Annotated in this window: 16 protein-coding genes and 1 pseudogene; 7 read left to right on the forward strand and 10 right to left on the reverse strand. The window is 71.8% G+C overall.

The window, feature by feature from the left end; genetic code table 11:
• Window positions 1-3 precede the first annotated feature (3 nt).
• The 4 genes from A6A25_RS35715 to A6A25_RS35730 are packed head-to-tail and all read right to left on the reverse strand — an operon-like array spanning window position 4 to window position 5,981.
• Entirely contained in the window at window positions 4-1,533 is a 1,530-nt protein-coding gene (locus A6A25_RS35715; protein ID WP_073897828.1) for a protein kinase family protein, read from the reverse strand.
• A gap of 37 nt (window positions 1,534-1,570) precedes the next feature.
• A complete protein-coding gene (gene murJ, locus A6A25_RS35720) occupies window positions 1,571-3,187 on the reverse strand; it encodes a murein biosynthesis integral membrane protein MurJ (RefSeq protein WP_241829084.1) in 1,617 nt (538 codons plus the stop codon).
• Between the two features lie 14 nt (window positions 3,188-3,201).
• Window positions 3,202-5,466 carry a DUF6049 family protein gene (locus tag A6A25_RS35725; protein ID WP_073897830.1) on the reverse strand — a complete coding sequence of 755 codons (2,265 nt, stop codon included), beginning with the start codon at window positions 5,464-5,466 and terminating at the stop codon, window positions 3,202-3,204.
• Window positions 5,463-5,981: an NUDIX hydrolase gene (locus tag A6A25_RS35730; protein WP_053714528.1), complete on the reverse strand. Its 519-nt coding sequence runs from the start codon at window positions 5,979-5,981 to the stop codon at window positions 5,463-5,465. The genes A6A25_RS35725 and A6A25_RS35730 overlap by 4 nt, the downstream gene beginning before the upstream one ends.
• A 118-nt stretch (window positions 5,982-6,099) precedes the next feature.
• Between A6A25_RS35730 and A6A25_RS35735 the strand changes: the two genes are divergently transcribed.
• Window positions 6,100-7,557, forward strand: coding sequence for a CCA tRNA nucleotidyltransferase (locus tag A6A25_RS35735; protein WP_241829085.1), 1,458 nt, complete (start codon window positions 6,100-6,102; stop codon window positions 7,555-7,557).
• A gap of 112 nt (window positions 7,558-7,669) precedes the next feature.
• Window positions 7,670-7,912, forward strand: coding sequence for a response regulator transcription factor (locus A6A25_RS35740; RefSeq protein ID WP_158073877.1), 243 nt, complete (start codon window positions 7,670-7,672; stop codon window positions 7,910-7,912).
• Window positions 7,913-8,047: 135 nt separating this feature from the next.
• Here A6A25_RS35740 and A6A25_RS35745 read toward each other — a convergent pair whose 3' ends face one another.
• Window positions 8,048-9,349: an MFS transporter gene (locus tag A6A25_RS35745; protein ID WP_073897836.1), complete on the reverse strand. Its 1,302-nt coding sequence runs from the start codon at window positions 9,347-9,349 to the stop codon at window positions 8,048-8,050.
• 284 nt (window positions 9,350-9,633) lie between these two features.
• On the opposite strand from A6A25_RS35745, the gene A6A25_RS35750 reads away from it, so the two are divergent.
• Window positions 9,634-10,215, forward strand: coding sequence for a YqgE/AlgH family protein (locus A6A25_RS35750; protein ID WP_073897838.1), 582 nt, complete (start codon window positions 9,634-9,636; stop codon window positions 10,213-10,215).
• Here the strand turns inward: A6A25_RS35750 and A6A25_RS35755 are convergent.
• Complete coding sequence (locus tag A6A25_RS35755) at window positions 10,212-10,619, reverse strand: SdpI family protein (protein WP_083668926.1); 408 nt, start codon at window positions 10,617-10,619, stop codon at window positions 10,212-10,214. The genes A6A25_RS35750 and A6A25_RS35755 overlap by 4 nt on opposite strands.
• Before the next feature lie 121 nt (window positions 10,620-10,740).
• Here A6A25_RS35755 and A6A25_RS35760 point away from each other — a divergent pair, with 121 nt between their 5' ends.
• From A6A25_RS35760 to leuS, 3 genes and pseudogenes are all read left to right on the forward strand, one after another.
• Window positions 10,741-10,938, forward strand: a complete 198-nt coding sequence (locus A6A25_RS35760) for a hypothetical protein (RefSeq protein WP_073897840.1) — start codon at window positions 10,741-10,743, stop codon at window positions 10,936-10,938.
• A pseudogene (locus A6A25_RS43575) lies at window positions 10,938-11,066 on the forward strand (esterase-like activity of phytase family protein); the annotation flags it as partial. The gene A6A25_RS35760 and the pseudogene A6A25_RS43575, both read left to right, overlap by 1 nt.
• Before the next feature lie 149 nt (window positions 11,067-11,215).
• Window positions 11,216-14,017: a leucine--tRNA ligase gene (leuS, locus tag A6A25_RS35770; RefSeq protein WP_073897979.1), complete on the forward strand. Its 2,802-nt coding sequence runs from the start codon at window positions 11,216-11,218 to the stop codon at window positions 14,015-14,017.
• A 6-nt stretch (window positions 14,018-14,023) separates the two neighbouring features.
• Here the strand turns inward: leuS and A6A25_RS35775 are convergent, their stop codons facing one another.
• Together A6A25_RS35775 and A6A25_RS35780 are read right to left on the reverse strand one after the other, a co-directional pair.
• Complete coding sequence (locus A6A25_RS35775; protein ID WP_143193613.1) at window positions 14,024-14,626, reverse strand: hypothetical protein; 603 nt, start codon at window positions 14,624-14,626, stop codon at window positions 14,024-14,026.
• Window positions 14,627-14,789: 163 nt separating this feature from the next.
• On the reverse strand, window positions 14,790-15,545 hold the full coding sequence (locus A6A25_RS35780) for a TetR/AcrR family transcriptional regulator (RefSeq protein ID WP_073897844.1): 756 nt from the start codon (window positions 15,543-15,545) through the stop codon (window positions 14,790-14,792).
• Between the two features lie 121 nt (window positions 15,546-15,666).
• Here A6A25_RS35780 and A6A25_RS35785 point away from each other — a divergent pair, with 121 nt between their 5' ends.
• A complete protein-coding gene (locus tag A6A25_RS35785) occupies window positions 15,667-17,793 on the forward strand; it encodes an MMPL family transporter (RefSeq protein ID WP_073897846.1) in 2,127 nt (708 codons plus the stop codon).
• A 9-nt stretch (window positions 17,794-17,802) separates the two neighbouring features.
• Here the strand turns inward: A6A25_RS35785 and A6A25_RS35790 are convergent, their stop codons facing one another.
• Window positions 17,803-18,816, reverse strand: coding sequence for a YncE family protein (locus A6A25_RS35790; protein WP_073897848.1), 1,014 nt, complete (start codon window positions 18,814-18,816; stop codon window positions 17,803-17,805).
• A gap of 288 nt (window positions 18,817-19,104) precedes the next feature.
• Window positions 19,105-21,144, reverse strand: coding sequence for a DUF2339 domain-containing protein (locus A6A25_RS35795; RefSeq protein WP_073897850.1), 2,040 nt, complete (start codon window positions 21,142-21,144; stop codon window positions 19,105-19,107).
• Window positions 21,145-21,213 lie beyond the last annotated feature (69 nt).

The following is a 21,213-nucleotide window of genomic DNA, read 5'->3' on the forward strand; positions in this document are numbered from 1 at the left end:
GCGCTACTGCGCGCGGGTGTAGACGAGTTCCGCGACCTCGGAGCGGTTGTTCTTGCCGCCGCCGGAAAGCTTGGTGATCCACACCAGCAGGTGCTGGGTCGGCTCGTGGTCGGTCAACTGGATCTGGGTCTGCCCGGCCGACAGGGTCGCCGTCGCGATGACCTTCGTCTCCTGCAGCGGCGCGCCGGGCGCACCCGCGACGCGGATCTCCACCACCGTGCCCTCGCTCGGCGACGTGATCGTCACCGACGACAGCTTCACCGGCTCGGCGAAGCCCGCCATCAGCCCGATCCCGGGCTTGAGCGCCGGGAACGGCTGGAAGTAGTTCTCGGTCTGCCACACCGTGGTCGGGTTGCCGTCCACCGCCCGGTTGGCCCGGTTGGCGTTGTCGGGTTGGTTGGTCACGTCGTACACGCCGACGGACGCGGGCTGCACGGGACCGGCGGGCTGGGGCGCGGGCGGCGCGGGCTGGCCGCTCTGCCCCGGCGCGGTGGACTGGCCGATCACCACCGTCGGCCCGCCGCCGCCGGACGGCTCGTCGCTGAAGAAGTTCACGATCTGCGCGCCGAGCCAGGCGATCACGGCCAGCGTCGCCACCGCGAGCACCGCCACGCTGATCATCAGCTTGCGCTTGTGGTCCTTGTCGCGGACCGGGCGCTGCGTGGTCCACACCGCGCCGTCGTCCGCCGCGTCGTCGGGGACCGGCTGGATCAGCGCGGTCTGCGCCTCGGACTGGGCGATCTGGTCGAGCACCTGCAGGATCGCCGCGCTGGTGCGGATACCGCCGACGCTCGTGTCCTCCAGGCTGCGCACCGCGACCGACGACAGCTCGTGCGGCACGTACGGGTGCAGCGCGCTCGGCGCGAGCACCGAGCCGTCCGGGCCCGTCGGGGCGACGGGCACGCCGTCCGGGCCGTTCGGCAGCGCCCACTTGCCGGTCAGCAGCAGGTACAGGATCGCGCCGAGGCCCTTGACGTCGTCACGGGCGATCGCGTCCGGCCGCGGTCCGGGGAACGCCAGCCGCAGCCTGCCGTCCGCCGTCACGCGGATGCGCTGCGGGTGGTCCGCGCCGAGCACCAGCCCGGCGTGGTGCGCGCCCTCGATCGCCGCGCCCAGCGGTTCCAGCAGCCGCGTCGCCGCGCCCGCGGGCAGCGGGCCCTCGGCGACCAGGTCCAGCAGGTCGGTGCCCTGGGTCCACTCGGCCACGATCATGCCGAGGATGCCCTCGTCGAGCCTGATCCCCGCACCGGGGGTCAACACGTCGATCACCCGGGAGACGCCCGGGTGGGTGAAGCTCGCGGCGTGCATCGCGCGTTCGGCGGTCCGCTTGGCCCGGGCCGCGGCGGCGTGGTCGGCCGGGTCGCCCACCAGCACGGTCAGCGCCACGTCCCGGTTGAGCTGGCCGTCCCTGGCCCGCCACAGGTGCGCGTCGCACCGGCGGTCCACACCGGACCGCGCCAGCAGCCGGTACCGGCCGTCGCCGATCACCCCGCCGGGCACCAGCGAGGTGTTGTGGATCGGACCGCTGCTCACGGGGCCGAGGGTACGTGACCGTGTCGCGTCACAGGTGTCATCGGCGCCCCACCAAACGACTGATCTTGGCGATCGCCGGCTTTACTTCGGGTACCCGGAACAGGGCCAGCAGCAGGAAGCTCAACGGCAGCCCGACGAGCGTCAGGATCACCACCTCGACCCAGGCACCCGCCACGGGGGACTCGATCCCCAGCACCTCGACGGCGAGCCACGCGAGGCCGGTCGCTGCTCCGAACGCGATCGCGGACGCCACGACCGTGAGGCAGATCGTCCACGCTGTGTAACCGGTGCGCAGCCGGCCGAGCCGCAGCCGCAGCCACAGCTGCCCCACCAGGGCGCCGACCACGAAGCTCAGCGACATCGCGATGGACACGCCGACGGCCAGCTTGTCCGGCGGCGAGATGGCCAGGAACCCGTACAGCAGGCCGATCCGCACCACCACGATGATCGCCTGGATGAGCGTCGGCGTCCGGGCGTCCTTCAACGCGTAGAAGACCCTCAGCTGCAGCAACGTGATCGCGTACGGCACCAGCCCGAACGCGGACAGCGCCAGCGCCGTCCCGATCGACTCGCCGCCCTCGACCCCGGACGCGCCGAGCGAGAACACCGCCAAGCCGATCGACACGCCACCGACCGTCATCAGCGCGCTGAACGGCATCAGCAGGATCGACGACATCCGGTTGCCGAACGCCAGGTCGCCGACCAGCGCGTCGGTGTCGTGCGCCGCCGCCGCGCGGCTCATCTTCGGCATCAGCGCGGTCAGCAGCGACACGCCGAGCACCCCGTAGGGCACCTGGGCGATCAACCACTGCATGTTGTAGACCGTGATCGCACCGCGGTCGTGCGTCGCGACCCTGGTCAGCACGACCATGCTGACGAAACCGAGCGCCACGTACAGCAGCACCCAGAACGCCAGGCCGCCGAACTCCGACAGCCGCCGGTCCCAGCCCCACCGCCAGCGGAACCGGAACCCGGTCCGGCGCAGTGCGGGGATCAGCACGGACGCCTGCACCGCCACGCCGAGCATCGTGCCGAGGCCGAGCACCAGCAGCTTCGGCTGGCCCATCTCGACCGGGTCGATCGAGATCTCCCCCGGCATCAGCCAGTACACGCCCAGCGTGAGGATCACGACCACGTTGTTGAGGACCGGCGCCCACGTCGGCAGGCCGAACACGTGCCGGGTGTTGAGGACCGCGCTGATCAGCGCGGACAGCCCGTAGAACACGATGCCCGGCAGCACCAGGTACGCGAACGCGGTGACCAGCTCAGGCTTGGCTTCCGACGAGCCGATGAACAAGGCCGTCAGCAGCGGCGCGCACGCGATCGCGATGACCGTGCCGACACCGAGGACCACCGCGGACATGGTGATCATCCACTGCGCGTACGACTCGCCGCCGTCGCCGTCCTCCTTCTCGGCGCGCACCAGCAGCGGGATGGCCACGCTGGTCAGCACGCCGCCCAGCAGCAGCTCGTTGATCATCGTCGGCAGCGTGGTGGCGACCTGGTAGGAGTCGTTGACCACGCCGATGCCGATGATCGCCAGCAACAGCAGCTTGGACGCCAGCCCGGAGGCGCGGCTGACGATCGTGGCGATGGCCATCGAACCGCCGGCGCGCGCCAACGACGGGCCCTGCGGCTGCTGCTCCTGCGTCACCGTGCTCGTTCCGCTCAACTCGTGCTCGACCTCTCCGGCGGCGTGACCCCACTCGCGTCGTTCGGCACCTGCGCGCTCGCGGCCCGCGCGGCACGCACCCGACGGTAGATGCGCCGGGCGGACAGCAGCACCAGCGCGGCGCCCGCCAGGCACGTGATGACGACGGTGATCGTCCCGTACGCCGAGGACGACACCTCCAACCGGGCCCGCTCCCCCAGCTCCACACCGCTCGTGGTGACCAGGCGCACGTGCACCGGGAACCGCCCGGACCGCTGCACTTCCACCGGTACCCGCACCAGGCGGTCGCCACGCGCGGGCAGCTCGATGTCGGTCAGGTCCTTGGCCACGATGCCCGGCGTGTCCTCGATCACGATCCGCACCGTGATCCGCACGTCGAGCCGGTTCTTGATGGACAGCGGGATGGGGCTGTCACCGGAGCCGAGCAGGATCGGGCTGTTCGGCTCGGTCACCGTGACCAGGCCCTGCAGCCCGGCGATCTGCTCACGGCCCACCGCCAGCGCGGCGCGCGCCCCGTCCTCGTCGCCGCGCCACGCACCCGACACCGCGCGCAGCAGCGTCAGCCGCACGGGGTCGATCAGGTCGCCCGGCTCGGCGGACGCCGCGTCCGGCTGGCTCATCGACTCCGACAGGTGGTGCAACCGCAGCCACGAGTCGGAGACCGCGGCGGTGACGGTCGGCGGCACCTCGCGGGCACCCGACTCGACCGGGTAGCTCAACGCGGCCGTGTGCTCCGGCGGTGCCGCCAGCAGCGCCTCCAGCCCGAACGGCGTCGCGAAACCGCCCGCGACCAGCGAGTTCGTCGTGCGCAGCAACGTGTCGACCTCGCCGGTCGGCGCGTTCCACCGGCGCGGCGGCGCGATGACCACGTGTTGCCCGGTGCTCTGGAACCCGGTCTGGAACGCGAGCGCCGCCAGCGCGTTCTGCACCGACACGGGACGGGTCTCGATCGGCGTGGTCACGCCCGCGACCGGACGGGTCGCCGCCGCGCCGCGCAACGCGTCGGACACCATGCCGTCGATGCGCACCGCGGTGACCTGCTTGCCCTCCGGCGCGTCGAACCGGACCGGCCCCGTGCCGGGGGTGCCCGCGACCGCCGACTGGTCCAGCACCAGGGACGTGACGCCCCGGGCGGTCAGGTTCGCCATCGTCGGCTGGTCGAGCACGCCGTCCTCGGGCCAGGCCAGGCCCTGCGTCGGCTGCACGAAGAGGACCCGGCGGACCACCTCGGCACCGGCGAGGGAGAGGTCGACCAGGCCGGTCAGCTCGGCGCGGGACAGCGCGACGACGTCGGCGTCCGCGTCCGGCAGCGCGATCACGCACCGGCCGGCGACCAGCAGGCGCAGCCGGTTCAGCCACAGCTCGGCCGCGCTCTTGCCCTTGCCCTCACCCTGGCCGCGCACCTGGTAGCCCTGTGTCATCGCCTCGACCGTGCGCAGCAGGTCCGGTTCGACGGCCAGGCACACGCCGGTGCCCAGCGGGCCGTTCAGCGCCGACTCGTAGGCCATGAGCAGGCCGTACAGGCGCCCGCCCATGGTCAGCGAACCGGCCAGCTCGTCGTCGGTGAGCACGAGCGGGTTCGCCGTGACGACGCGCGGCCGGTCGGCCAGCGGCCACAGCAGGGTCAGCTTGGCGGGGTTCTCGGGCGGGGTCGGCGCCTGGCCGCCGGGCATCGCGAGCACCGGCAGCAGGGTGCTCAGCGCGGCCAGCCGGGCACGTCCGCCGAAGTCGGGGACGCCGTTGATGTTGGCCAGGATCGGGTAGACGCCCGGCTCGGTGATCCGCAGCGAGGTGGCCCCGGTGCCGCGCAGGGGCACGGTGAGCGTGAACGGCTTGGACTCGCCGCGTTCCAGGCGGTCGGTGACGGGTGTGAAGTTCGGCTGGACGAACTCCGCGTCGGTCGGTTCGCGCAGCGCCTGGCGGACCTCGTCCTCGCTGGTCAGTGGCTGTCCGCGTTCCAGTCGCAGCTCGATGTCCTCGATGAACCGGTCGCCGACGTTGACCACCTTGCCGGAGATGGTGATCGAGTCGGGCCCGTCGGCGGTGACCACCCGGGGGGTCATCTCCTCGACGTCCAGGCGCAGCCACACCTGGGACTGCTGGCCCGGTTGGCTGGACAGCGCCTTGGTCGCCCACACCTGGGTCGCCGGCGCGGGCCGGACGGGCAGCCGCCCGCCGTCGACGGGTGCGGCGGGTGCCGCGGACGCCGTCGCCACGAGGAGCATCCCCGCCGCCGCGAGTGCGGACAGCAGCCGTTTCACGCCGACTCCGCTCCGTCCGTCTGGTACTCGGAGAGCAGTTCGGCGGCTCGGCGCACCAGTCGACGCTCGTCCGCGTAGGCGAGCCGGTCGTCCAGCTCGCCAAGGGGCACCCACGCCACCTCGGTGACCTCCACGTCTTCGTCGGAAAGCTCGCCGCCCAGCGCTTCCAGGAGGAAGTGGTGGACGGTCTTGTGCACCCGCCGGTCCTCGGCGACGAACCAGTAGTCGATCGAGCCGAGTGGGCGCAGGACCCTGCTATGAATACCGGTCTCCTCGGCGACCTCGCGCACCGCGGTCTGTTCCGCGGTCTCACCGGCCTCGATGTGACCCTTCGGCAGCGACCACAACAACCGGCCCCGCCGGTCCAGCCGCCCGATGATCGCGGCGACGTGCTGCTCGAAGTCCAGCACCAGTCCGCCGGCCGAGGTCTCGTCGACGGTCTTCAGCCGGCGACCGCGGCGCCGGTTCCGGCGCCTCGGCTTGGGACCGCCGGAGCGACCGGACGACTGGGGCATGCCCTGATGGTAGTGGCGACCAGCGATTACCGGACGTGACAGCCCGGTGGCGGGTGGTGATCAACTGTGCGGTCAACTCGTTCGGACCGCGGGCGGGTGACCAGTAGGCTGGATCCTCGTGTCCGGACCCATCGCACCCGCCGCCACTTCCCCCGAGCAGGACAATGCCGTGGTGGAACTGCTGAGCGCCCTCCCCGTCGCCGAGGAACTGGCCGCCCGCTTCGCCGCAGCCGGTCATCGCCTGTACCTGGTGGGTGGCAGCGTGCGGGACGCCATGCTGGGGCGGCTGTCCGGCGACCTCGACTTCACCACCGACGCCCGGCCGCCGCGGATCATGGCGCTGCTCAAGGGCTGGGCGGACGCGATCTGGGACACCGGCATCGCGTTCGGCACGGTCGGCGCGACCAAGTACGGGCAGACCGTCGAGATCACCACGTTCCGCGCGGACAGCTACGACGGCGTGACGCGCAACCCCGAGGTCACCTTCGGCGACAGCATCGAGGGCGACCTGGTCCGCCGCGACTTCACCGTCAACGCGATGGCCTACGACGTGGTGAACCGGCAGCTCATCGACCCGACCGGCGGGCGCGAGGCGCTGCGGGCCAAGGTCCTGGACACACCCGCGACCCCGCAGGAATCGTTCTCCGACGACCCGCTGCGGATGCTGCGCGCGGCCCGGTTCGTGTCCCAGCTCGGCTTCACCGTCGCGCCCCGCGTGCTGGAGGCCATGGCGACCATGTCCGGCGAGCTGACCCGCATCACCGCCGAACGCGTGCAGGTGGAGCTGTCCAAGCTGCTCACCGGTGCGCACCCGCGGGCGGGCGTGGAGCTGGTGGTCGACGCGAAGCTGGCCGACGTGGTGCTGCCCGAGCTGCCCGCGATGAAGCTGGAGATCGACGAGCACCACCAGCACAAGGACGTGTTCCACCACTCGCTGGTCGTGCTGGAGCAGGCCGTCGACCTGGAGGACGGCCCGGAGCCGGACCTGGTGCTGCGGCTGGCCGCGTTGCTGCACGACATCGGCAAGCCGGACACCCGCCGGTTCGAGGAGGGCGGGGGCGTGTCGTTCCACCACCACGAGGTGGTCGGCGCGAAGATGGTCCGCAAGCGTTTGCGCGCCCTGAAGTACTCGAAGGAGATCATCGAGGACGTCGCCGACCTCGTGTACCTCCACCTGCGCTTCCACGGCTACGGCAGCGGCGAGTGGACCGACTCGGCGGTGCGCCGGTACGTCACCGACGCGGGCCACCTGCTCACCCGCCTGCACAAGCTGGTCCGCGCCGACTGCACCACCCGCAACCGGCGCAAGGCCAACGCGCTGCAGCGCACGTACGACGACCTGGAGCGCCGCATCGAGCGGATCGCCGCCGAAGAGGACCTCAAGCGCGTGCGGCCGGACCTCGACGGCAACGAGATCATGCGGCTGCTGGGCCTGCCACCGGGGCCGATGGTCGGCAAGGCGTGGAAGTTCCTCAAGGAGCTGCGCCTGGACCGCGGTCCGCTCGACCACGACGAGGCCGTCGCGGAACTGCTCGAGTGGGCCCGCGCGGAGGGTCTCCAGCCACCGCGTGACTAACACCAAGTGACCAATCTCGGACATTGGGCTTGGCCAGTGACAGCCTGTTGCGGGACCATGACTGTGTGCGTCAGACGCGCACTGGGGGTGGTGTCGTATGAACGCTTGGGGATTGTCCGAGGGGGGCACCCGGGCACAAGGGCTGGACGAGCTGTCCGACCGGCAGCGGGCCGTGCTCCGCTGCCTGGCCAGGGGGCTCGCGGACCACGAGATAGCGCGGGTGCTGGCGTTGAGCCAGCACCAGGTGGGGGCGGTGGTGTCGGAGATCCTGCGTGCGCTGAACCTGCGGGACCGGATGGCCGCCGTGGTCTACGCGCACGAGACGGGGATCATCCGCCTGCCACTACCGCGGTGACATGGCCGCTGCTCCGCAGACGGCGGCGAGGTCGCCTGGAAGTCGACCGCTCGCGCCTGATTTCCCGACGATCGAAGAGCGTGATCGCCGGGAAATGAGTCGCGAACGATCGACGCGACCTCGCGGGACGGGTGGTCAGTGGTGTGGTGCTGAGCGCTTGATCAAGAGTAGGTAGCCCAGCAGGCCCAGCAGGTAGGCGGCCGTCGCGGCGAGCACCAGGCCCGGCGACCGACCGCTCAGGGGCACCACGGCAGCCGCGGCGGTGACGGCTGCCACCTGCGTGACGTTGAACAGCGTGTCGTACAGGGCGAACACCCGGCCGCGGACCTCGTCGCCGATGTCGCCCTGCACGGCCGCGTCCACGCACAGCTTCACCACCTGGCCCGCGAACGTGAGCACGAACGACGCGGCCAGGATGGTGGGCAGCAGCATGGGCAGGCCGAGGCCGAGCTGGGTGGCGGCGGCCAGCAGCAGCGCGCCGCAGACCGTGCCGCGCCGGCCGAGCACGTCCACCACCCGGTCGGTCACCAGTCCCGCCAGCAGGATGCCCGCACCGCCGGCGACGGCGACCTCGCCGAGCCCCGCCATCCCGGCCTTGAACGGCCCGTAGTCGGTGAACGTGTTGCGCATCAGCAGCAACGTGAGCAGCAGCGAAGCGCCGAACGCGAGCCGGTGCGCGAGCAGCGCCAGCAGGGCGGCGGCGACGCTGGGCGCGCGCCACGCCGCCCGTGCGCCGTCCAGCAGGCCCAGGGCCACCGCGGTGACCGTCCGGCTGGGCTCGTCCACCTCGTCCGGTCCGAGGGCGCCACGCGCGAAGCGGGAGGCCAGGAAAGCCGCGCCGAGCGACCCCGCAAGGGCGAACGCCGTGGTCCAAGCCGAACCGCCGTCACCGGAGCCGAACACGGACCGCAGGCCCACCGCGCACCCCGCGCCGAGCACGGCGGTCAACGCGCCGAGCGTGGTGACGAACGCGTTCGCCTCCACCAGGTGGTCACCGGCCACGACGTGCGGCAGCGACGCGGACAGGCCCGAGCCGCTGAACCGGCTCACCCCCGTGACGAACAACGCCGAGGCGTACAGCGGCACCCCGTCGAGGCCGAGCCCGACGGCCGCCGCGGTGAGCAGCACGAACACCGCACGGGTGAGGTTCGCCACCACCAGCACCCGGCGGCGGTCCCACCGGTCGAGCAGGGCGCCCGCGAACGGTCCGACCACGGAGTACGGGAGCAGCAGCACGGCGAACCCGGCCGCGACGGCGAGCGGGTCCGCGTGGCGCTCGGGGTTGAACAGGACCGCGCCGGCCAGGCCCGCCTGGAACAGGCCGTCACCCCACTGGGCGGCCAGCCGGGAGGCCAGGAGCCTGCGGAAGTCCGCCAGTGCGAGGAGTCTCCGGACACCGAGGTGGTGCTTCGCCGCGGTGGTGCCGGCAGTGGTCACGGTGGTGAGCCTATGCCTCCGCACCCGCGAACCACGAAGGCCGGACCCGCGTGGGGTCCGGCCTCCCTGGTGCCAGGCGCCCGGTCGCCTCTCGGCGGGTGGCACTACGCGGCTCCAGCCGGACGGTATTCCGCGTAGGCGTTTCAGTGGGCCCGGGGGACTCGATGGCGCCTGACGGTCACTACAACGAACACGGTAACCCGGATGTTCCGGCCCGGCGCCGGCGCCGCGTGGCGTGCCGTCCGCGCGCTGCGTCGCCGGGACCGACGGCGTTGTCTGGGATCATGCGTGGTGTGCGCCCTGATGCCGACGTCGAACCGGGTTCCCTGCTGGTCGCGGCACCGACCCTGATCGACCCCAACTTCCTGCGGACCGTGGTCTACGTCATCGACCACCGGGAGGAAGGCAGCCTCGGCGTGGTGCTGAACCGCCCGAGCGAGGTCGCGGTCCACGACGTGCTGCCCGCGTGGGGGCCGCACGTGACCAGGCCGCAGGCCGTCTACATCGGCGGGCCGGTGGAGCAGAAGACGGCGTTGTGCCTGGCCGCGCTGCGCACCGGCGAGGACCTGGCGTCACTCGACGGTGTGGTCGGCGTGCACGGTCCGGTGGCGTTGGTCGACCTGGACGCCGACCCGGACGCGCTGGTGGCGAAGGTGCGCGGGATGCGGGTGTTCGCGGGCTACTCGGGCTGGGGCGAGGGCCAGCTGGGCAACGAGATCGCGCGCGGCGACTGGATCGTGGTGAAGGGCCTGCCCGACGACGTGCTCACCCCGCCGAACGTCGACCTGTGGGGTCGGGTGCTGCGCCGCCAGGGCATGCCGACGGCGCTGATGGCGACCTTCCCGACCGATATCCGCAGGAACTAGGCCCGGCTCAGGACGCTGCAGCCGCCGCCGGCGCCGGAGCACGCGCAGCCGCCGCAACCGGCCGGTGCCTGCTCGGGCATCGCCTCGGCGGCCCGGTGGCCCAGCACGCCGCCCGCGCTCGCGACCACCACGCTGCCGACCAGCGCGACCAGGCCCACGACCAGCGCCAACGACGGGTTCACCGCCGCCGCGACGGCCGCCACGAGCGCGATCGCACCGGCGGCCACGTTCGGCACCCCGGCGATCTTGTTGGCCAGCGCGAACGCCTCGTCGTCGCGCAGCGAGGCCTTGGTCCGCACGCCGAAGAAGCGGTTGCGGTGCAGTCGGCCCCGCACGCCGAGGAAGCCGATCGTCGCGAACGCGACACCGATCAGACCCAGCACCACAGGCAGCACGATGTTCACCCTGACGAGGGTAGGCCGCTCCTTCGATCTTGGTCGAACCAGCCCCGGCTTCACCCGAAGGTGTCCTTCCGGACGGCACGGCCCGCTCGGGAAGCTCGCAACCACGAGAATTCGATCTTACGTGGCGGCCGCGCTCGCCTCGGCCGCGCCCGCCGCCTCCGCCGCGCCCGCCGTCCGATTCCTCGGCCACACGACCCTGCCGCACGCGCTGCGGTTCGCGGACGACGGCACCTACTCGCCGCCGTCGCCGGGCGACGGCCGCACCGAGGAGATCCGGGTCGACCCGGCGACCGCGTTCTCCCCCGACGGTGCAGGGTGATCGACAACGTCGAGGGCCTCACCTGGGGCCCGCCCCTGCCCACCGGCGAGCGCACCTTGCTGCTGGTCAGCGACGACAACTTCGCGGCCGAGGAGTTCACCCGGTTCATCGCGCTTGCGCTGCGCTGATACCGTTGACGACATGAGCAAGGCCCGCCTGCTCCTTAGCTAGCCGCGCAGACCTCGACAGCCAGGTCCGCGCGGCAACCCCTCATGCCCTTCCGGGCTGGGGGGTTTCGTCATGTCAGGGGCAGGTACCGATGGAGAGGGACATCCCGATGAGCACCGACGCGGCGGACGCGACGCCCGCCTACCGCTACACCGCCGAGCTGGCGGGCGACATCGAGCGGCGCTGGCAGCAGCACTGGGAGGAGCAGGGCACCTTCCACGCGCCGAACCCGGTCGGGCCGCTCAAGGGCGACGTGCCCGCCGACAAGCTGTTCGTGCAGGACATGTTCCCGTACCCGTCGGGCGCGGGCCTGCACGTGGGCCACCCGCTGGGCTTCATCGGCACCGACGTGTTCGCCCGGTACCACCGGATGAACGGCCGCAACGTGCTGCACACGATGGGCTTCGACGCGTTCGGCCTGCCCGCCGAGCAGTACGCCGTGCAGACCGGGCAGCACCCGCGCAAGACCACCGAGGACAACATCCAGACCTACCTGCGGCAGATCCGCAGGCTGGGCTTGGGGCACGACGAGCGCCGGCGCATCTCCACCATCGACCCGGGCTACTACAAGTGGACCCAGTGGATCTTCCTGCAGATCTTCAACTCCTGGTACGACCCGGCGGCGGGCAGGGCCAGGCCGATCGCCGAGCTGGAGGCGCAGTTCGCCTCGGGTGAGCGGCCGACGCCGGACAAGCCGTGGGACGGGCTGTCCCGGCTGGAGCGGGAGAAGCTGCTGGGGCAGTACCGCCTGGTGTACCTGTCCGAGGCGCCGGTGAACTGGTGCCCCGGCCTGGGCACCGTGCTGGCGAACGAGGAGGTCACCGCGGACGGCCGCAGCGAGCGCGGCAACTTCCCGGTGTTCCGGCGCTCGCTGCGCCAGTGGATGATGCGGATCACCGCCTACTCCGACCGGCTGATCGACGACCTGGACCGGCTGGACTGGCCGGACAAGATCAAGGCGATGCAGCGCAACTGGATCGGGCGCTCGCACGGCGCCCGGGTCAAGTTCGCCGTCGCCGGGCACGACGGCGTGGACGTCGAGGTGTTCACCACCCGGCCGGACACCCTGTTCGGCGCGACGTACATGGTGCTGGCGCCCGAGCACCCGCTGGTGGACGTGATCGCGTCCGACGGGCAGGCCGAGGCGATCGCCGCCTACCGCGCCGCGGTCTCCCGCAAGTCCGAACTGGACCGGCAGGAGAACAAGGACAAGACCGGCGTCTTCACCGGCGCGCACGCGACGAACCCGGTCAACGGCGCGCGGATCCCGGTGTACGTGGCGGACTACGTGCTGATGGGCTACGGCACCGGCGCGATCATGGCGGTGCCCGGCCAGGACCAGCGCGACTGGGACTTCGCCAAGGCGTTCGACCTGCCCATCATCCGGACCGTGCAGCCGCCGGCGGACTTCGACGGCGAGGCGTACACGGGCACCGGCCCGGCGGTGAACTCCAGCCACGAGAGCAGCGTCAGCCTGGACGGGCTGGACGTCGACGAGGCCAAGAAGAAGATCATCGCCTGGCTGGAGGAGCAGGGCCGCGGCGAGGGCACCGTGCAGTTCAAGCTGCGCGACTGGCTGTTCTCCCGGCAGCGGTACTGGGGTGAGCCGTTCCCGATCGTCTACGACGAGGACGGCACGCCGATCGCGGTGCCGGAGTCGATGCTGCCGATCGAGCTGCCCGACGTGGACGACTACTCGCCGCGGACGTTCGAGCCGGACGACGCGAACTCCGAGCCGTCGCCGCCGCTGTCGCGCGCCGAGGACTGGGTCACCGTCGAGCTGGACCTGGGCGACGGGCCGAAGCGGTACCGGCGCGAGACCAACACCATGCCCAACTGGGCGGGTTCGTGCTGGTACCAGCTGCGGTACGTGGACCCGACGGAGACCGAGCGGTTCGTCAACGTCGAGAACGAGCGGTACTGGTTGGGCCCGCGCACGGCCGAGCACGGCGCGACCGACCCGGGCGGCGTCGACCTGTACATCGGCGGCGTGGAGCACGCGGTGCTGCACCTGCTGTACGCGCGGTTCTGGCAGAAGGTGCTGTTCGACCTGGGCCACGTGTCCGGTGACGAGCCGTACCGGCGGCTGTTCAACCAGGGCTACATCGAGGCGTACGCGTACCGCGACTCGCGCGGCACCCCCGTGCCCGCCGAGCAGGTGGAGGAGCGCGACGGCAAGTACTTCTTCGAGGGCGAAGAGGTCAAGCGCGAGTACGGCAAGATGGGCAAGAGCCTGAAGAACGTCGTCACGCCGGACGAGATGTGCGAGAAGTACGGCGCCGACACGTTCCGGCTGTACGAGATGTCGATGGGCCCGATGGACGTCTCGCGGCCGTGGGCGACCAAGGACGTCGTCGGCGCGCAGCGGTTCCTGCAGCGGCTGTGGCGCAACCTGGTCGACGAGACCACGGGTGAGCCGAGGGTCACCGACGAGGACCCGGGCGAGGAAGCGCTGCGGCTGCTGCACAAGACGATCGCCGGCGTGCACGACGACTTCGCGAACCTGCGCTACAACACGGCGGGCGCGAAGCTGATCGAGCTGAACAACCACGTCACCAAGCACTTCCCGGGCGGCGCGCCGCGCGTGCTGGCCGAGCCGCTGGTGCTGATGCTGGCGCCGTTGAGCCCGCACGTCGCCGAGGAGCTGTGGTCGAAGCTGGGCCGCACCGACTCGCTGGCGCACGGGCCGTTCCCGACGGCCGAGGAGAAGTACCTGGTCGAGGACACGGTGGAGTACCCGATCCAGGTCAACGGCAAGGTGAAGGCGCGCGTGGTGGTGCCCGCGTCGGCGTCGGTGCCGGAGATCGAGGCGGCGGCGCTGGCCGACGGGAAGGTGGCCGAGCTGCTGAACGGCGGGACGCCGCGCAAGGTGATCGTGGTGCCGGGCCGGCTGGTCAACGTCGTGCTGTAGCGGGGTTCACGGACGCGGCAACTGGGCGGCCACTTCGGTCATCGCGTCGAGCAGGTCCGGCTCGACGTGCCCGGTCGCCGGTTCGGACTCGGCGATGGTGATCGTCGTGTCCTTGATCTCCGACCAGTAGTGCTCGGCGGTGAACCGGACCTCCGGCAGGCCGACGACCGTGCCGCTCAACGGCTGCACGTCACCGGAGCCCGCGACGTCGATCACCCGGTCGAACTGCCGGGCCTGGTTGCGGCCGGGGAACGTCACCCACACCACGGACACCACGGCCGCGTTCCCGGCCTGGTCGCCGACGGCCAGCAGCAGGCGGTCGAGCGAGGTGCACGGCGTGCGCGCGAAGAAGTCGCGCACCTGGCCGAAGGAGTTGGCCAGGCAGTCGAGCTCCTGCTTGACCGCCTGCTTGCTGATCCCGACACCCAGGTGGCTCATCGCGCCCGCGGCGTCACCGCCCCGTGCCGCGCGCTTGGCGTCCCACTTGCGGACGCTGATGCTCTCGACGGGAGCGGCACCGCCACCGCCGCTCGCGCCCGAGTTCAGCGCCGCGCCACCGGCGCCACCCGCGCCCGCGAGGACGACGAGCACCGCGGCCACTAACGCCACGCCACCGGACCCCTTGTCCGAACTCTTCCGTGCCACCATCCCCCCGCCCCGAGAAGTTCTCGCCGTGCGGCCACCACATGCAACCCCGCCCGGGCGCCACCGGTTGCGCCGCGGGGACGAAAAGCCCTCGAACGGCCCAGCAGGTATGCCCGGAAGTCGCACGTCACGGCTGCGGGAGGTGACCAAAACCCATCTCGCCCAGGATCTGCGCCAGCATCGAGTCGAACATGGGCTCGGGGTTGGACACGGCGAACGGGAAGCGGCCGAAGACCTCCAGGGCCACGTGGCCGTAGATCCGGACCCACGACTGCGTGATGTGGTAGACCGCGCCGAGCGGCAGGACGGTCTCGTCCACCGCGACGCCGCGGTCGTTGACGGTGGCCAGCAGGATCTGCTGGAACGCGGCCAGGTCGGCGTGCAGCTCCGCGGGCACGTCGTCGTCGCCGAGGTCGTCCGGCAGCGGGTGGCTCGCGATCAACCTGCCCGCGACCTCGAGGAACACCCGGCCGAACTGGTCGCCGGCCTGGCTGCGGTCCTCGTCCGGGGCGCACGAGCCGAGGGTGTCCTCTGTGGACGCGAACACCAGCGTGAACTCCTGCGGGTGCGCGAGCGCCCAGCGCCGGAAGCCGCGGCACACCGCGTAGACCTGCGCGCTGACGTCGTCCTCGTCGATGCCCGAGAGGTCGGCGTCCAGCTCCGCGGCGAGGTCGGTGCAGATGTCCTCGGCGAGCCGGCGGAGCAGGTCCTCGCGCGAGTCGTAGTACCGGTACAGCGCGGGGGCGGTGATGCCGACTTCGCGAGCGATGGCACGCAGAGTGACGGCGTCCCGGCCGTGTTCCACGAGTAGGGCGCGGGCCTGTCGTCGGATGTCCCGCTCGGTCTCCACCCGTAGTCGCTCGCGGCGAGTGGCCTCGGTCATAGTCACCCAATCAGGTTGTAAACGGTGTTCACCCGGGTATAACTTCGGGACGAGTCAGTGAACGGTGTTTACGTAGTTGACGCCATTCACGCAACCGTAACCCACCTGCCTGGGAGGACGCGTGTTCGCGAAGTGGGGATCGCTGGCGTACCGCCGCAGGTGGGTGGTGTTGATCGCCACGGTGGCACTCGCGGTGGTCGGCGGCATCTGGGGCCTCGGCGTGTTCGACCGGCTCAGCCAGGGCGGTTACGAAGCGCCGACGAGCGAGGCGGCGCGGGCCAACGAGGTCGCGCAGGACGCGTTCGGCCGTCAGGGCGGCGACGTCCTCGCGGTTTACGACACCACCGACCCGGCCCAGCTCCAGCGGATCTCCGCCGAGCTGGCCGACCTGCCGACCGACGCGGTGCTGAAGGTGCTGCCGCCGGTGCCGTCACCGGAGAGCGGCAAGTCCCTCGTCGTGATCACCCTGCGCTCGGGTGACAACAACACCCAGCTCAAGCAGTACGAGCAGATCGCCGACCAGCTCCAGGTCGACGGGCTGCAGGCGCAGGTCGGCGGCCTGGTGCCCACCCAGAAGGCGATCAACGACATGTCCGCCTCCGACCTCACCAAGGCCGAGGCCGTGTCGCTGCCGATCGTGCTCGTGCTGCTGATCATCATCTTCGGCGGCCTGGTCGCCGCCTCGCTGCCGGTGCTCGTCGGTGGCCTGGCGATCGCCGGTTCGCTCGGCGTGCTGCACGCCGTCTCGCTGGTCGCCGACGTGAACTCGTTCGCGGTCAACGTGGCCAGCCTGCTCGGCCTCGGCATGGCGATCGACTACGGCCTGTTCATGGTCGGCCGGTTCCGGGAGGAACTGGCCGCGGGCCGCGACACACCGGACGCCGTGCGCCGGACGGTCATGTCGGCGGGACGAACCGTGCTGTTCTCCGCGACGCTGCTGGTGATCGCGCTCGCCGGGCTCATGCTGTTCCCGCAGGGCTTCCTGAAGTCCCTGAGCTACGGCGGCATGTCGGCGGTGGCGATCGCGGCGATCGTGTCGCTGACCCTGCTGCCCGCGCTGCTCGCCGTCCTCGGCCACCGGGTGGACAAGCTGGCGCTGCCGTGGCGGAAGAAGAAGGCGCCGTCCGAGGGTGGCTGGCGCAGGCTGGCCGCCCGGGTGATGAAGCGCCCGGTGCTGTTCGCGCTGCCGATCGTGCTGGTGCTGCTCGCGCTCGGCTCGCCGTTCCTGGGCGTGAAGTTCGGCGAGGTCACCGAGAAGGTGCTGCCCGAGGGCAACCCGGCCCGCGTCGCCGCCGAGACGATCAACACCGACTTCGCCGCGTTGTCCAACTCCGGTTTCAAGATCGTGGTGACCGGCGACCCGTCGCCGGCCGACGTGCAGGCGTTCGTCGCCGACGTCGGCGCGGTGCCCGGTGTCGGCGAGGCGCAGGTCGCCGCCGAGCCCGCGAACGGCGTGTGGCTGATCAACGCCGGGCTGGACCAGGACGCTCTGAGCGACGAGTCCAAGCAGGCGCTGCGGGACGTGCGCGCGTTGGCCGGGCCGGGTGACGAAGTGCTCGTCGGCGGCAGCACCGCGATGGTGACCGACAGCCTCGACGCCATCGCCGACAAGCTGCCGCTGATGATCCTGCTGCTGGTCGGCGCCACGTTCGTGCTGATGTTCCTGGCGTTCGGGTCGGTGCTGCTGCCGATCAAGGCCGTGGTGATGAGCGCGCTGAGCCTGTCGGCCACGTTCGGCGTGCTGGTGTGGGTGTTCCAGGACGGGCACGGTGCGTCGCTGCTCGGCGTCACGCCCGCGCCGCTGGAGTCCGGGATCGTGGTGCTGATGGCGGCCGTGGTCTTCGGGTTGTCCACCGACTACGAGGTGTTCCTGCTGTCCCGGATGGTCGAGGCACGCGGCCGTGGCGCGTCGACCGAGGAGGCGGTGACGGCGGGCCTGGCGAAGACCGGGCGGGTGATCACGGCGGCGGCGCTGTTGCTGATCGTGGTGACCGGCGCGTTCGCGTTCTCCCAGATCTCGATGATGCGGTTCGTCGGCGTCGGCATGATCCTGGCGCTCGCGCTGGACGCCACCGTGGTGCGGATGCTGCTCGTGCCCGCGGTGATGAAGGTGCTCGGCGACGCCGCGTGGTGGGCGCCGGGGCCGCTGCGGCGGATCCAGGAGCGGATGGCGATCCACGACGAGGCGCCGGTGGAGGACGAGACCGCGGGCGAGGACGGCAACCAGAAGGTGCCGCAGCCCGTCTAGCGGCACCAGCTAGGAGAGATCGAGGGGTTCGAACGCGATGGCCGTGGCCGTGAAGCCGCGGCCTTCGTCGTTCAGGCCGCTGAGCTGCAACGTGCTCGTCACCCGGTGGTCGGCGCTGTCCAGCACGGTCACGGTGTTGCCGGTGGACAGGAACACGCGGCGGTCGCCGGGCGGGATGGCCAGCGTCCCGGCCTTGAGCCGCAACGCCTTCGTGGTGCGGGTGGTGGTGTCGACGACGGCGACGCGGCGGTTCAGCGCGACGTAGACCCGCCGCCCGTCGGGCGTGACCGCGATGCTGCCGGCGCCCTTGCCGACCGGCGTGGACCAGCGCAGCTCGTCCGTGTGCGGGTCGATCATGGAGACCGTGCCCGCGCCCTCGCCCGGGTCGAGGGAGCTGACGTAGACCGCGGCACCGTCCGGGCTGACCGCGACGTGCTGCGGCATGCCCTCCACGTCGATCGTGGTCTTCGGGGTGGCGGTCGCCGTGTCGAGCACGCTCACCGTGCCGTCCTGCGCGTTGGCCACGTACAGCCGGCGGCCGTTCGGCGTGACCGCGATGCCCTGCGGCTGGCCGCCCGCCTTGATCGCCGCGACCAGGCGGAACGTCACCGGGTCCACCACGGCCACCGCGCCGCCGCCGGTGACGTAGAGGCGTTTGCCGTCCGGGCGCAGCACCGCCTGCGCCAGTCGCGCGCGGGTGTGGATGCGGCCGACCACCTTGCCCGCCACCGGGTCGACGGCCGCGATCACGCCCGCCCAGCCGTTGACCACGTACACCCGGCGACCACCCGGCCCGACCGCCGCGCCCGTGGTCCACGCGCCGGTGTTCGCGCTCGCCAGGACCCGGCCGTCGGTCGTGTCGAGGGCCTGCACGTGGCCGTCGCGCGCGATCACGTACGCCTTGGGCACGGGTGTGCCTGCGGCCGTGACGATGTGCGGGCGGTCCTGACCCGCGGCGGAGAGTGCGGCGGCGAGGAGGACAGCGGCGGTGCCCAGGGCTGCGATGCGTCGTCGTCCCCACATGGCTCGATGGGAACACCGCCGCGCGGTCGGGTTCCACCGTCGTCCTACGTGCGAGTGCCTTTTGTGCCGGACCGGGTGATGTGGGGTTTCCCGGTCGTCCGGCCTGGCTGCCGCCCGCGGCGGCGGGACGGGCGGCAACGGCGGCGGTGCGCCCGGCGCCGGTCGCTCGGGGGGCGAAACGACCGACGCCGGACCCCTGCCGGTGCCGGAGCACCGGTGGTCGTACCCCGACGACGTAAACCTCTACCACCAGGTTGACGCAGCCCGGGCCGTTTTGGATCCCGAGAGCTACGAATCAGCCGAAATTCGTCGAGTTGCCACCAGCTTGGCGTAACGGGTGCCCGCCGTCAGGAGGACGAGGCCCGCGCCGATGAACGCGAGGACGCGCGCGATGCCGTCCAACGCGGCCAGGTCGAACAGCAGCAGCTTCGCCACCGCCGCCCCGACCAGCACCAACCCGGCCACCCGCAGCGACTTCCGGTCGATGCCGCGCACCAGCAGCACCAGCGCGGCGACCGTCCACGACACCGTCACGATCGAGTGACCGAAGAGGAACCCGGTCACGTCCTGCGACACCAACAGCGCGGCGCACAACACGACCCCGGCCGCCGCGTACAGCAGCACGACACCCGCCGCGATCCACGGGAACGGGTGCCTGCCCAGCACGCGCAGGCTCGTCGCCACCCACGGCAGCACGACCATGAGCACACCGAGGACCAGCGCGGTCAGCATGCCGGACACCAGGAACCCGGCGCTGTCCACACGCCACGGTTCGTCCAGCAGCAGCCGCGGCGGCACCGCGTACGCGACGGTGAGCAGGAAACCGATGCCGCCGAACGCGAGCGACCCGACCAGCGGACCCCGTGACGCGAGGACCTTGGCCAGGAACGCCAGCACCAGGGCTTCGGCCAGCACCACGGCGGCACGTGTGCTGCCGTCGAGGGCGAGCGCCGTCGCCTGGAACAACGCGAACACGCCGACCGCGCCGGCCGCCGCGCTGAAGTTCCTCGGCAACGACCGCCGCCCGACCGCCCACAGCGCCAGCATCAGCACGGCGACCGCGCCGGCGACACCCGCGCCGAGGTAGCGGTCGAGCACGGCGGTGGTGAGCAGGGCGGGCATCGGCGAGCCGACGGCGAGGGCGAGCGCGGTGATGTCACCGGGCCGGACGTGGACGGTGAGGACGGCGGCGGCGACACCGATCACGGCGGCCAGCAAGGAGATCCCGGCCAGGGTGTACTCGTCCGTGCTCCCGATCACCAGGACCGAGGCGAGAAGCGGGGGCACGCCCGCGGTGACCGCGAGCCACGGCCAGTCGCGCTTGAGGTGCACCGGGCTCGCCGCGATCTTCAGGACCAGCAGGAACGCGACGAGCAGCGGCGTGAACCCCTCGGTGAGGACGGGCGCGCACACGGCGCAGGCGGCGACCACGCCGATGGCGAGGGTGGCCGAGTCCCAGCGCAGGGCGAGCAGCAGCCCGGCGCCCGCGATGAGCAGACCGGCGGCCAGGCCGCCGCCCTCGGGCAGGTACTCGTAGATCGAGGTGGCCGCGATGACGTCCAGGTAGAGCACGGCGATGCCGGTGGCGGCGAGGGCGAACGCGCCGGTGCGGCCGGCCGGGGTGCGGTGCAGCCACAGGCCGAGGCCGACCAGCACGCCACCCAGCGCGGCGCCGCCGAGGACGCGGGGCAGCGGGCCGAGGTAGCCGCGCTGGACGGCGAGGACGAGGAGGAGGACGACGCCGAGCAACGTGACCGCGCCGCCGACCCAGGCGAGGAACTTGCTGCCCGCGCCGTCCTTGCTGAGGCGGTCGAAGAGGGTGGGGCCGGGCGGTGGCGGAGGGGTGGGCGTCCAGTAAGGGGTGGGTGCGCCCCAACCCGAAGTGCCTTGGGGCGGTTGGTGGGCTGCGGCGTACCCGGCCGGGTTCGGTTGGTGGGACGGTGCCTGGGTGGTGGGACCGGTGGGCCGGTGCGTGGCTTGCGGGGCGGGACCGGTGTGCTGGGGCGCGGTCGGCTGGGCCGGGGCCGGCGTGCCCGTGACGGCTTGGGAGGTCGGAGGGCTCGCGGCAGGAGCGGTGGTCGGCGTCGATCGGCTCGTCGTCGGGGAGGTTGCCGTGATCGGCCGGGTCCGGTCGTGCGCGGCTTGACCGGTCGCGGGTGCGGTCGGTTCACCAGTGGCGGCCGGGTCGACGGGCGCCCGGTCCAACGTCGCCACCGGCTGGGCGCTGCCGACGCGGTGCAGCTCCTGGCCGACCGCCTCCAGGCGGCGGCCCAGGTGCCCGAGTTCGTCTGCCAGCCTGATCAGGGGGTCCTGCCCGGTACCGGTCATGTGACCAGAATCGCCGCGATCCGGTGTATCCGGAATCCGTACCACTACTCATCCGGGTACCGAACCGGT

This window comes from Saccharothrix sp. CB00851, from assembly GCF_001905065.1.
Classification (GTDB): Bacteria; Actinomycetota; Actinomycetes; order Mycobacteriales; family Pseudonocardiaceae; genus Actinosynnema.

Bases quoted from the DNA above. Each gene is read 5' to 3' on its own strand.
- A6A25_RS35730 (WP_053714528.1), bottom strand. From the start codon at position 5,981: ATGCCCCAGTCGTCCGGTCGCTCCGGCGGTCCCAAGCCGAGGCGCCGG.
- A6A25_RS35750 (WP_073897838.1), top strand. From the start codon at position 9,634: ATGCGTGGTGTGCGCCCTGATGCCGACGTCGAACCGGGTTCCCTGCTG.
- leuS (WP_073897979.1), top strand. From the start codon at position 11,216: ATGAGCACCGACGCGGCGGACGCGACGCCCGCCTACCGCTACACCGCC.
- A6A25_RS35780 (WP_073897844.1), bottom strand. From the start codon at position 15,545: ATGACCGAGGCCACTCGCCGCGAGCGACTACGGGTGGAGACCGAGCGG.
- A6A25_RS35790 (WP_073897848.1), bottom strand. From the start codon at position 18,816: ATGTGGGGACGACGACGCATCGCAGCCCTGGGCACCGCCGCTGTCCTC.
- A6A25_RS35795 (WP_073897850.1), bottom strand. From the start codon at position 21,144: ATGACCGGTACCGGGCAGGACCCCCTGATCAGGCTGGCAGACGAACTC.